This is a genomic window from Stenotrophomonas sp. YJH_SMC_91 (genome assembly GCF_059368495.1).
In genome coordinates this window covers 40,428-51,728 of the sequence record NZ_JCAFRT010000008.1, presented here as the reverse complement: position 1 = coordinate 51,728, position 11,301 = coordinate 40,428, and the positions used below count along the sequence as shown (strand labels likewise).

Below are 11,301 nucleotides of genomic sequence, written 5' to 3'. Positions count from 1 at the left end.
CTCCGTCAGGCGTCCTTCAACCCTTGCCCGCGCGCCGGTACACGCCGTTGAAGCGCACGTTCATGCCACCGCATTCGCTGTTGTCGGCCACGATCAGCACCTCGCCCAGCGAATGCACGCGTACCTTGCAGGTATCCTCGACGAACTCGACGTCGGCACCGCGCGGCGCGGCGCGCGCTTCCACCTGGCCCATGTTCGGTCCGTAGGGACGCTGCTCCGGCGTGGGGTTGGCGGAGGGCCAGTAGGCGTCCCCCTCCACATGCAGTTGCCCACCCTGCACGGTGATGCGCAGGCCGTTGTCGCCGTCCTTCCAGTTGCCCGCCCAGTCCTGCAGCGACGGCACGGCCACCGGCAATGGCTGCAGCTTGCTGCGGTCCACCCAGCCGGCACTGCCACCCACCCTGTTCGGGAAGAACGCGCAGCGATAAGCGCCCAGGTCGCGCCCGGTCACCACCGTATCGCCGTTGACCACATAGCTGCGCTGTCGGCAGGCCGGTTCGCCCTTGGCCGGGCAGCCGTCCATGTCGCCAAGCAGGTACAGGCGCGGAGCATCGACCACCCGTGCCAGTGCGAACCGGCTCTGTTCGGACGGGAACGCGCCATTGCGGCAGGCGCCGTCATCGGCGATGCCGGAAGCGAAGGCGGAGGCCGGCAGCAACGCGGCCATCAGGCAGATCGAACGCAGGAACATAGCAGCACTATTGGTGGGGAAGCCGGCAGGATATACCGGCCTACTTCACCGGCGGCGCGTCGCCAGCATTCTGTTCCTGGGAGAACAGCAGCGCGCGCCGCTGCTGTTCCGCACTGAGTTCCGGCGGCGGCCGCGCCACGGCGGCCTGGATCTGCGAAGGTCCACCCGTGAGCTTGTTCACGCCCTTGGCCGCCGCCATCACACCCTTGACCACGCCCATCATGATGTAGCCGCCGCCCATGCTCACCTGCTCCGGCGATGGCGGTTCGCTCCAGTCACGGCTGAAGCGGTTGTCACCGAACTTCACCGGGTTCTTGAAGCGGTAGAGATCCAGCGGCTCGTCTTCCGGCTTGAGCGCACGCACTTCGCCGAGGGTGGTGACGTTGTCCTGCGGCAGAGCGGTGGAGATCGGTGCGGTGGTTGCCGCCGAAGCATCCACCGGGGGAACGGGCGCAGGATCGGGCACCGCCACCGGCGTGGCCTGCTGCGCCTGCGCGATGCCGGCCAGCAGCATGCCGGCCAGGAGGGCTCCCTGCGTTCCACGTCGTGCCACAGCCATCCACCTGTTGGTTGCGTCCAGCGCCCAAGGATACGGATGCCGGCTTCAGATTTCGTTGCTGCACTGGCAGCTGTTCAGCCAGGGGAGATGCGGCGACGCCACGGGACGCGGGCACTGAACGGTTCACGCCCTCCGTGTGCGGTGTCTCACATCCTGAGACGTGAGTGTGGTGCCATGTGACCCCTCGCAATCCGTCCCGGCTCCATCTTCCATGGCCTACGAACTCGCCAAGCGCACCGCCGATGCCGAGCAGAAGCTCGCCACGCGCGACGGCCTGCCCGCCCGCGACGGCGCCCTGCTCAGCGCGCGCCTGCAGCGCCGCTACCAGGACCGCATCACCGGCAGCTTTGCCATTCCCGGCCGCGAAGGCCGCTATGCGCCCATTCCCGATTCAGTTCCGCCTGCCCTGGCCGCTGCGCTGAAGGCGCGTGGCATCGAACAGCTCTACAGCCACCAGGCCGAAGCCTGGGAGGCCAGCCAGCGCGGCGAGCACGTGGCCATCGTCACCCCCACCGCCAGCGGCAAGTCGCTGTGCTACACCCTGCCGGTGGTCAGCGCGGCAATGCAGGACAAGGCCAAGGCGCTGTACCTGTTCCCGACCAAGGCACTGGCCCAGGACCAGGTGGCCGAGCTGCTGGAACTCAACCGCGCCGGCGATCTGGGCGTAAAGGCTTTCACCTTCGATGGCGACACGCCCGGCGATGCACGACAGGCCATCCGCCTGCACGGCGACATCGTGGTGTCCAACCCGGACATGCTGCACCAGGCCATCCTGCCGCATCACACCAAGTGGGCGCAGTTCTTCGAGAACCTGCGCTACATCGTCATCGACGAAGTGCATACCTATCGCGGCGTGTTCGGCAGCCACGTCACCAACGTGCTGCGCCGGCTCAAGCGCATCTGCGCGTTCTACGGCGTGCAACCGCAGTTCATCCTGTGCTCGGCCACCATCGGCAACCCACAGGCGCATGCCGAGGCGCTGATCGAGGCCCCGGTGACTGCCATCACTGAATCCGGTGCGCCCAGCGGGCCGAAACAGGTGCTGCTGTGGAACCCGCCGGTGATCAATCCGGACCTGGGCCTGCGCGCCTCGGCGCGCTCACAGAGCAACCGCATCGCGCGCATCGCGATCAAGTCCGGGCTGAAGACCCTGGTGTTCGCGCAGACACGTTTGATGGTGGAAGTGCTGACCAAGTACCTGAAGGACATCTTCGACCACGACCCGCGCAAACCGCCGCGCATCCGCGCCTACCGCGGTGGCTACCTGCCCACCGAGCGGCGCGAGACCGAGCGCGCGATGCGTGCCGGCAACATCGACGGCATCGTCAGCACGTCGGCACTGGAACTGGGCGTGGATATCGGCAGCCTGGACGTGGTCATCCTCAACGGCTACCCCGGCAGCGTGGCCGCCACCTGGCAGCGCTTCGGCCGCGCCGGCCGCCGCCAGCAACCCGCACTGGGAGTGATGGTGGCCAGCTCGCAGCCGCTGGACCAGTATGTGGTTCGCCACCCGGACTTCTTCGCCGAGGCCTCGCCCGAGCACGCGCGCATCGCGCCGGACCAGCCGCTGATCCTGTTCGACCATATCCGCTGCGCGGCCTTCGAGCTGCCGTTCCGGGTCGGCGATGGCTTCGGCCCGATCGATCCGGAGGTATTCCTGGAAGCGCTGGCAGAGACAGAAGTGATCCACCGCGAAGGCGAGCGCTGGGAATGGATCGCCGACAGCTATCCAGCCAACGCGGTCAGCCTGCGTGCGGTGGCCGACGGCAACTTCGTGGTGGTCGACCGCAGCGATGGCCGCCAGCAGATCATCGCCGAGGTCGATTACTCCGCCGCCGCGCTCACCCTGTACGAGGGCGCCATCCACATGGTGCAGTCCACCCCGTACCAGGTGGAGACGCTGGACTGGGAGGGGCGCAAGGCCTACGTCACCCGCACCCACGTGGACTACTACACCGACAGCATCGACTTCACCAAGCTCAAGGTGCTGGACCGTTTCGATGGCGGCGTGGCCGGCCGTGGCGATTCGCATCATGGCGAAGTGCACGTGGTGCGCCGCGTGGCCGGCTACAAGAAGATCCGCTATTACACCCACGAGAACATCGGCTACGGGCCGGTGAACCTGCCCGACCAGGAACTGCACACCACTGCGGTGTGGTGGCAGCTGCCGCAGGCGCTGCTGCTGCGCGCGTTCGCCAGCAAGCAGGATGCGCTGGATGGCTTCCTCGGCGCCGCGTATGCACTGCACATCGTCGCCACCGTGGCGGTGATGGCCGATGCGCGCGACCTGCAGAAGTCGGTGGGCAACGGCGATGGTTCCTGGTTCGCGATCGCCGACCAGCGCGGCCGCGGCCAGCTGCGCGGCAGCGAGGGCGATCCCGGTGGGGTGGAGCTGCTGCAGGAGTTCGTGCCCACCGTTTACCTGTACGACAACTTCCCCGGCGGCGTCGGCCTCAGCGAACCGCTGTGGCAGCGCCAGGCCGAACTGGTGCAGCGCGCGCGCGAACTGGTGCAGCGCTGCGACTGCAGGGCCGGCTGCCCGGCCTGCGTGGGCCCGGTGCTGGCCGCGAAGGAAGACGATGAGACTTCGCCGCGCGCGCTGGCGCTGCGCGTGCTCGACCTGTTCGATGCCGACGCCTGCCAGCACGTGCCCGACGTGGTGGTGACCACGCGCGACCCGATGGAGCTGCTGGCACCGTGAGCCTGAGCCTGGACAAGCTGCGCCTGCTGCGGCGGCAGGCCGGCGACCCGAAGGCGAGCACACCGGCCGCGCCGGACGTGCCCCCTGCGCCACCGGCACCCGTGGCCGCGAACGATGCGCGGCAACCACCGGCCGAACGTTCGGTGTTCGCCTGGGTCGAACAGGAGATCCGCCACAAGCCGACCGGCGCTGCGGTCTCCACACCGGCACCCGCACCGCTGCGTCGGCCGGAAGTGGGCGGTCTGCATCGCCTGCTCGGCCTGCGTTCGCGCGGTGGAGCCGCGCCGGCACGCGCCAGTGCACAGGATCGTCAGCTGCCCGGCGAGGAGATCGCGCCGGGCCTGTTCCTGATTGAATCGCTGCAGCCGCAACCAATCCCGACCGCCCCGCTGTCATTGGCCTTCGCCAAGCGCGAGGACCAGCACGTAGCTGCGCGCGACCTGCTGTTCTTCGATACCGAGACCACCGGCTTGGCCGGTGGCACCGGCACGCGTGCCTTCATGATCGGCGCGGCCGACTGGCACGTGTGCCCGCAGCGTGGCGAAGGCCTGCGCATCCGCCAGCTGCTGATGTCCACCATGGCTGCGGAAGAAGCGATGCTGGCCACCTTCGCCAGCTGGCTGCAGCCCTCCACCGTGTTCTGCAGCTACAACGGCCGCAGCTACGATGCGCCGCTGCTGAAGGCGCGCTACCGGCTGGCGCGACAACGCGATCCGATCACCGCGCTGGACCATGTGGACCTGCTCTACCCCACCCGTCGCCGCTATCGCGGCACCTGGGAGAACTGCAGGCTGTCCACCATCGAGCGCCAGCTGCTGCGCGTGGTGCGCGAGGACGACCTGCCCGGCTCGGAAGCGCCGGGCGCATGGCTGCGCTTCCTGCGCGGCGGCGACGCGGTGAACCTGCGCCGGGTGGCCGACCACAACCATCAGGATGTGGTGACGCTGGCCCTGCTGCTGCAACGATTGGTGCACGAGGAGCAGCGCGAGCGCGAGACGCTGGCGCTGGTCGGGCAATAGGCCTTGACGCGGCCTGACGGTGGCAGCGGCGACACTGCCGCCACCATCCACGCCTGGAGCCCGACGATGCACCTCAATCCCCTGGTCCTGCTCGCCATCCTGCCCTTGGCCGCCTGCAGTCATGCCGGCAGCAGCACCTCCCATGATCCCGCGCCAGCGCCCGTGGCCGATGCCGCGCACGAATGCAAACCGGAGGCGCTGGACGCCTTCACCGGCAGGACCGCCGACGAAGCCACGATCAAGAAACTGGTGGCTGACAGCGGTGCGCGCAATGCACGGGTGGTCAAGCCGGGTATGGCGGTGACCATGGACTTCCGCCAGGACCGCGTGACCGTGCAGGTGGATGCGCAGAACCGCATCGAGCGCGCCAGCTGCGGTTGATGTTCCCAGGGTAGTGCCGGCGCTGGCCGGCACCCCCCATTGCCGGCCAGCGGCCGGCACTACCGATCAGAGTCGCTCGGCCTTGCCACTGGCCAGTGCGCGCGCGATCACCTGCTGCGCCTGCTGCGATGCCTGCGCGTGCACGCGTGCCTGGCGCTCGCCCAACGCGGCCTGTTGGCTGCCCAGCGCCGCCTGGCGGCTGGCCAGTTCAGACTGCTGGCTGGCCAGGCGCTGCATGGCGCGGGTGCGGCTGGCACGCGCGGTTTCGTTGTCCACTTCCTGCATCGCACGACGCGCCTCGGCGGCAGCCTCACGTGCGGCCTCACGTGCAACCGCCGCGTCGTTGGTCGCGCCCCGCGCCGCCTTCGCCGCTTCGGCCGCCGCTTCGCGGTTGATGTCATGCGCGGCCATCGCACTGCGCGCGGCCTCCGCTGCGGCCAGTGCCAGGCGGCGCGCCTCTTCACCCTGCAGACGCCCTATCTCACCCATCTGCTTGCCCAGGTCGCCCTGCTGGCGGCCCAGCGCACTCTGCTGGCGGCCCAGTTCGCTCTGCTGGCGACCAAGGTCCGCCGCACCGGCATAGGCGCGCTGCAGCGACTGGATCAACATCGGGTCGCGCACCACATAGCGCTTGTCGCCCTGGCGGAACCACAGCGCCGGGCCCTTGCCGAGCTGCCTGCGGGCCACCATCACGTCGTCCATGCCGCCGTTGGCGAAGGTCGAATCACCATCGACCAGCACGAAGGCCTCCCGGGGCGACTTGCCCAGATCGAGGCGACCGTAGGTCGTGATGGAGGAGGTGGTGGTCGTGCCGTCATGGTCCTCATCCATGCCAGCGGCATCGTCGACATCGGCCACATCGGCATCGTCAGGACCGGAGGGTTCTTCCATATCGGCCGGTTCTGCGGGCGGTGCGGGAGCCACCGGCTCGGCCGGAACGCGCGCGGCCGAGGCTGGTGCGGGCGGGGCTTCCGGAGCCTTCGGCGGGGGCGGCACCACAGCCTTCGGGGCGGCCGGAGGTGCGGGCGGGGCCGGCGGCACCGGCGCTGCGACCAGCCGCATCGGTGCCACGCCCACCACCACCACCACAGCGGTCAGCGCCACCGCCAGCAGACGCGGGCAGGACCGGTGCGACTGCAGCGAAAGCAGGCGACGCTTGAGGCTGGTGGTGCTCGGTGCGGCGCTGGCCACGCCCAGATGCGGCTGCGGGGCCACGCCCAGCTGCAGCAACAGGCGGCCATAGGCCTGGCGGCTGGCGCCATGCTGGCCGACCACCGCCGCATCCACGGCTTCCTCGCGGGCCTGCGCGTATTCGCGCACCGACAGGCGCAGCAGCGGGTGGAAGAAGAACAGGTGCTGGGCCAGCGCGGGCAGCAGGCCCCATTGCAGGTCACGGCGCTGCAGGTGCTGCAGTTCGTGGGTCAGTGCCAGGTCCAGCGCATCGCCCTGCAGGACGTTGTCGCCGGCCGGCAGCAGCAGCACCGGGCGGAACGGCCCGACCAGCTGCGGTGCGTCCACCTGCGTGCTCATCCACAGCCGCGGCGCACGGCGCACGCCGTGGGCATCGGAGGCCAGCTGCAGGGCCTGCACCAGCGCTTCGTCCTCGCAGGGATACGCCGCAGCCAGCAGTGCGCGGCAGCGGCGCCACTCACCGAAGGTGCGCAGCGCCATCACCAGCACGCCGGACAGCCACAGCGCGGACAGTGCGACCGCCCACCACGCAACTGCCGGTACTTCGGCCGCGGGCAGCGGCATCGCGGCCAGCAACTGTGCAGAGGCCTCCGGGGCCAGGGGGTAGACGATGTCAGCGGCCACGTCGGTCGCGGTCATCGCCACCGCCTGCGGCGCCGGCAGCCAGGCCAACTGCAACGGCTGGCTCCAGAACAGGCCGAGCACGGCCTGCAGCGAGACCAGCCACCACAGACGGCAGCGGGTCGCCGCCGACAGCGACGGCAGCGCGCGGCACAGGCCGTACACCAGCGCCACCAGCAGCACGGTCTGCAGGCTGGTCCAGCCCAACCGTTCCAGCATCGGAATCAGCATCGTGGTGTCCATGGCTCAGCCCTCGTGGCGACGCGATTGGAGTTGGGCGACCAGCGCTTCCAGCTCGGCCAGTTCGTTGTCGCTGACCTGCTGGCGCTGCGACAGGTAGGCCACGAACGGCGACACCGAGCCCTGCAGGGTGTTGTCGACGAACTGGGCCACGGCACCCTGCAGCACGCTCTGCGGGCCACGGGTGGCCTGGTAGCGGTAGACGCCGTCCTGCTGCCGGCGCTGAAGATACCCCTTCGCCCGCAGCCGCTCCATCATCGTCAGCACGGTGGAACGGGCCAGGCCGCGGGCCTCGCCGTAGCCACTGGCGACCTCGCCGACCGTGGCCGGCGCATGTTCATCGATGTACTGCAGCAGGGCCAGTTCCTGGTCCCCGATGGTCTTGCCACGCATGACACCACTCCCTTGACTACACGTGTCGTCACTGTCAGCTTGACGACAACTGTAGTCAACCCCCCGGAAGTCATGGGCCGACGAACGGTAGGCACCACCGAGCGCTTAAACCTTTGACCCGCCCGCTGCATCCGATCCGCAACGCCCCGCTGGAATTCCGCATGTCCCGCCCAATGCTCCGAGTCCTGCTCATGCTCATCAGTGCACTGCCCTTCGCCGCCGTCTCTGCCAGCCAGGACCAGGCCAACGACCAGACCCGTCGCCTGATCCGCCAGATCATGCTGGAGCAGCGCATCCCGGGATTGCAGATCGCGGTGGTCAAGGACGGGCAGACGGTGTTGTCCGAGGCCTACGGGCTGGCCAACGTGGAGAACGGTGTGCTTGCCTCGCGCGACACCCGTTTCCCGCTCAATTCGGCCACCAAGGCGTTCACCGGCGTGGCCGCCGCGCAGCTGGCCCAGCAGGGGCAGCTGGATCTGGACGCGCCGGCCTCGCGCTACCTGGATGATCTTCCGCCAGCGTGGAGCGACGTACGCGTACACCAGCTGCTGGCGCATACCTCCGGCCTTCCGGACATCCTTGATGCGAAGGGACTGCTGGGCGGTGGCTCAGAAGCGCAGGCGTGGGCGGCCGTCACTGCGCAGCCGCTCGAAGCCGAACCCGGGCAGCGCTTCGCCTACAACCAGACCAACTACGTACTGCTGGCACGGATCATCGCAAAGCAATCCGGCATGCCCTACGAACGTTTCCTCGCCACCGGCCAGTTCAGCAGCGCGCGCATGGCCCGCACCACCTTCGGCGACAGCTACGACCTGATTCCGGATGCGGCGACGATGTACAGCCTGGCCCCGCGTGCCACCGACGCTGCGGATGCACCGTCCCGCCTGTCGCACTGGTTCTACGACATACCGCCTTCGCTGTGGGCCGGTGGCGGCATCCTCACCACCGCCGACGACACCGCGCGCTGGCTGGTCGCGCTGACCGAAGGTCGCCTGCTGCCGGAGACCGCCCTGCGGCGGATGTGGAGCGCAGAGCGCCTGGCGGATGGCCGTGCCGGCCCGTGGGCGGGGGGCTGGCCGGTACTGCGCGCATCGCCCGACCTTCAAGTGGCCGGTATCGGCGGTGCGCGCTCGGCGTTCGTGGTCTATCCCGAGCGCGGCGTGGCGGTGGTGGTGCTGACCAATCTTGTCGGTGCCAATCCGCAGCAGTTCATTCCACGCATTGCCGATTTCTATGCGCGCGATGTCTCAACGCCCAGTCACGAACGGGTCGCCCCTGCACGGCAATAGCGGGCTGTCATCGCAGGGCCATAGCCCGGCCGGCACGGTCCTGTCCACTTCGAAGTGATCCTGGTTCCAGCGCAGGAAACCGCCGTGGATGGCATTGCCATGGTCGAAGCTGCGCGCAGCGTCGGCCAATGGCTGCTCGGGGTCGGCTTCGGCCACCCAGCGCACCACCGGCACCTTGTCCAGCTGCCCGATGAAGGCGAACAGATCGCCCGCGCCCCTGTCCTGGTAAGCCGTCATCGTCGCCGCATCAGGCAGCTCGGCCTGCGCCAGCAACGACGCGGTGACATCCTGCAGCGGTGCGGCTCCCTGCGCGATGTAGGCGCGCATGCCCGTGGTGGTTGCTGGGCAGTCCTGCAGCTGCACGAGATACCCGGTGGTACCGCCACTGCTGGAGAACGAGCGCATCCAGTAGCGGAAACGCGGTCCGCTGCGATCGGTGACCATGAAATCCTGCTGGCCACCCTGCGCGGGAATGGAAAGCACCTGCGCATTGCCGGCACTCTCCACGTTGCACTTCAACTGCGCCAGCACCCGCCTGGCCGGTTCGGGCAGCGCAGCGTAGCGGCCGCCGGAATGGGCGCTGCCGGAAGCTTCCGGTAACGCAGGCAATCCGCGTTCAGTGGGTCCTGCCTGCGCAGGCAAGGTCTCCGGTTTCGCCTCAGGCTTCGCAGCGGGTGCGACCGGCACGGTGTGCTCCCCGGCGGGTGCGCATGCGCTGCACGCCAGCAGCAACACCCACGGCAAACCGGACATCAAGGGTAGACGGACCATCCTTCAACGTCCTCCCATCGCGGGTGCTTCGTGCTGCTGTGCCGGCGCGGGCACGGGTGCACCCTGTTCGCGCGCTTGCTGCTGCAGCTGGCGCAGGCTGGTTTCCACCGCAGTCTCGCGCACCTCGGCTGCGTTGACGCCTGCGCGCACGGCCGCCGGATCGCCCGGATTGCCCTGCACCAGGAACAGTGTCTCACCCGCAGCGCGGCCGCCACTGGGATTGCTGGCCACGATCTGGTCGACCCGGGTGATGCCTGCGGCCTTCGCTTCGCGCAGCAAGACCAGACTGTAGTCATCGGCATGCTCGGCGTAGCGCCCGCCCAAGGCCTGCAGGTGCGTGCTGATCTGCTGCTGCAGGGCATGGTCGCGATGCTGCGGCTGCCGGGGATCGTCATTGGCCGCGAGCGGCGTGTCCTGTCCCAGCCCGCGCGCCTGGCCCGGCGCAACCGAGGTCAGCACATACTGCCAGCGGTTCTGCCCGGGGGTGCCGCGTACCGTCGCCACGAAGTCGTCGTACTCACCGCCGCCGATGGTCTGGCAGCCCGCCGAATCGGTATTGGACCGGCTGCCACGATGGATCTTGAAGGTGTCGTTGAGGTGCTGCACGCCCTGGGTATCGCGCGCATCGAACCAGCCATCGCCATTGCTGTCGCGCTCCACCCGTCCAGCGCCGGCGGTGATCGCCGCCTGCGAAGGGCGCAACGCGAACTCATCGGGATGGCCGTTGCGCGGATGCGTGGTCGCGCGCATCTCGGTGGTGCCTTCGCCCAACCGTCCAAGATCCTTGACCCGGTCGCCATTGACGTCCTCGCCCTCGGTCTTGGTACGCGGCGCCACGTTGCCGAAGCCAGGGCTGCGTGGCGTGGTCTTGGCGTGTCCGTCGTACTGGGCGGTCGGTTCTGTCGTGGCCTGGTTGAACTCGCGCACATGGCCGTGGCCCTGCGCATCCTTCCACAGCACCACGATGCGGTCGTCGTAGACACCACGTCCTCGCGCCTCGGTGGTGCGGTTCTCGTCGCGCAGCCCCAGCACCACGCGATCCTGCGTGGCCATCGCATCGTTCGCCGCGGCGTTGCCGCGCTGGGCCACGATACTGCCATACACGTCGTACTGCTGGGCCTGGCTCAGGCCCGCAGTCTCCGCGGCGTCGGGCATGCGCGGTGGGCGCGTCGCGTCGCTCAGGCGATCCAGCATCGGCTTGACCGTGGCCGCGTCGGTGGCGGATACGCCACCGCTCCGTCGCAGCGCCTCAAGCTCGGTGGCGCCCCGCGCCGCGATGTAGCGATCCAGCGATTCCTGCACCACCGCACGCTGGCCGTTGTGCAGGGCCTCCAGGCGGGCGGCCGCGCCACGGGCATCGTTCTGCCGCAACAGGGCGACGACTTCATCGGCCGCTGCGCTGATATCCATCTCCGGCATGATCTTTCCCTGAACGTGATCGGTAT

The 11,301-nt window shown here is 69.0% G+C and carries 10 protein-coding genes; 4 read left to right on the top strand and 6 right to left on the bottom strand.

The genetic code is table 11. The features are described from left to right. Nucleotides 1-16 precede the first annotated feature (16 nt). A complete protein-coding gene (locus AC5P5X_RS11660; protein WP_111189533.1) occupies nucleotides 17-691 on the bottom strand; it encodes a hypothetical protein in 675 nt (224 codons plus the stop codon). A 40-nt stretch (nucleotides 692-731) separates the two neighbouring features. Further along, nucleotides 732-1,250, bottom strand: coding sequence for a hypothetical protein (locus AC5P5X_RS11655; protein WP_062606887.1), 519 nt, complete (start codon nucleotides 1,248-1,250; stop codon nucleotides 732-734). A gap of 211 nt (nucleotides 1,251-1,461) precedes the next feature. Here AC5P5X_RS11655 and AC5P5X_RS11650 point away from each other — a divergent pair, with 211 nt between their 5' ends. The 3 genes from AC5P5X_RS11650 (at nucleotide 1,462) to AC5P5X_RS11640 (ending at nucleotide 5,351) form a co-directional block, all read left to right on the top strand. Beyond that, nucleotides 1,462-3,951: a DEAD/DEAH box helicase gene (locus AC5P5X_RS11650; RefSeq protein ID WP_111189534.1), complete on the top strand. Its 2,490-nt coding sequence runs from the start codon at nucleotides 1,462-1,464 to the stop codon at nucleotides 3,949-3,951. Next, nucleotides 3,948-4,970 carry a ribonuclease H-like domain-containing protein gene (locus tag AC5P5X_RS11645; protein ID WP_049460837.1) on the top strand — a complete coding sequence of 341 codons (1,023 nt, stop codon included), beginning with the start codon at nucleotides 3,948-3,950 and terminating at the stop codon, nucleotides 4,968-4,970. The genes AC5P5X_RS11650 and AC5P5X_RS11645 overlap by 4 nt, the downstream gene beginning before the upstream one ends. Before the next feature lie 66 nt (nucleotides 4,971-5,036). Continuing rightward, entirely contained in the window at nucleotides 5,037-5,351 is a 315-nt protein-coding gene (locus tag AC5P5X_RS11640; RefSeq protein WP_065183486.1) for an I78 family peptidase inhibitor, read from the top strand. Between the two features lie 66 nt (nucleotides 5,352-5,417). On the opposite strand, the gene AC5P5X_RS11635 is transcribed toward AC5P5X_RS11640, so the two are convergent. Together AC5P5X_RS11635 and AC5P5X_RS11630 are read right to left on the bottom strand one after the other, a co-directional pair. Beyond that, nucleotides 5,418-7,406: a M56 family metallopeptidase gene (locus AC5P5X_RS11635; protein WP_111189535.1), complete on the bottom strand. Its 1,989-nt coding sequence runs from the start codon at nucleotides 7,404-7,406 to the stop codon at nucleotides 5,418-5,420. 3 nt (nucleotides 7,407-7,409) lie between these two features. Further along, nucleotides 7,410-7,796 carry a BlaI/MecI/CopY family transcriptional regulator gene (locus tag AC5P5X_RS11630; protein WP_005407516.1) on the bottom strand — a complete coding sequence of 129 codons (387 nt, stop codon included), beginning with the start codon at nucleotides 7,794-7,796 and terminating at the stop codon, nucleotides 7,410-7,412. Between the two features lie 191 nt (nucleotides 7,797-7,987). Between AC5P5X_RS11630 and AC5P5X_RS11625 the strand changes: the two genes are divergently transcribed. Beyond that, nucleotides 7,988-9,085, top strand: coding sequence for a serine hydrolase domain-containing protein (locus tag AC5P5X_RS11625; RefSeq protein WP_111117922.1), 1,098 nt, complete (start codon nucleotides 7,988-7,990; stop codon nucleotides 9,083-9,085). Here AC5P5X_RS11625 and AC5P5X_RS11620 read toward each other — a convergent pair. Beyond that, the gene (locus AC5P5X_RS11620; RefSeq protein WP_258391104.1) at nucleotides 9,044-9,694 is read right to left on the bottom strand and encodes a hypothetical protein; all 651 of its coding nucleotides are present in this window, start codon (nucleotides 9,692-9,694) and stop codon (nucleotides 9,044-9,046) included. The two genes, AC5P5X_RS11625 and AC5P5X_RS11620, sit on opposite strands and share 42 nt — an antisense overlap. Before the next feature lie 165 nt (nucleotides 9,695-9,859). After that, nucleotides 9,860-11,275 (bottom strand): XVIPCD domain-containing protein, encoded by a 1,416-nt coding sequence (locus AC5P5X_RS11615; protein WP_060380427.1) that lies wholly within the window; start codon nucleotides 11,273-11,275, stop codon nucleotides 9,860-9,862. Nucleotides 11,276-11,301 lie beyond the last annotated feature (26 nt).